We start from the raw sequence: 477 nt of genomic DNA, 5'->3' as shown, positions 1-477 counted from the left end.
TCCCAATGATTACGACGGACTTCTTGCCGCAGGAGACAACTTTCTTGATTGGGCTATTTAGGCTCAGACTTTGCGTCCGATTCAATCGAGTTGGACACCGGAACAGGAACCGGAGCGGAAGCGGAAGGACAGGAAAGCGACTCTGGTTTTTCCGGCGGAGATTCAGGCGATGTTTTTGGCGGCGATGATTTTTCGCTTACCGGGCTTGATGACATTTTAAATAAAACAAAAGTAAGCGCGCCAAAGCCTGTGGAAAAGAAAGGTTTCTTCGGAAGGAAAAAACGCAAAGAAAAAGAAGAAACGATAAAAGCGGAAGACAATATCGATGAAATATCTTTAAGTCAAGAAGATGTTGATAATCTATTACATACTCTTACTACTTATCCGCTTAATTTAAGAATTACCTGTGAAGAATTAATCGCCGAGCAGGTTATCCTACCGGAACAATTATCAAAATTAATACGGCTTCTTATAAAC

1 pseudogene is annotated in these 477 nt (G+C 41.5%); it reads left to right on the top strand.

Going from position 1 to position 477, the window contains the following annotated elements:
- Positions 1 to 48 precede the first annotated feature (48 nt).
- A pseudogene (locus ACYVTD_RS16455) lies at positions 49 to 477 on the top strand (periplasmic flagellar collar protein FlcA); the annotation flags it as partial.

The sequence above is a fragment of the Treponema sp. R6D11 genome, assembly GCF_054786075.1.
This window is presented reverse-complemented; position numbering and strand designations above follow the sequence as displayed.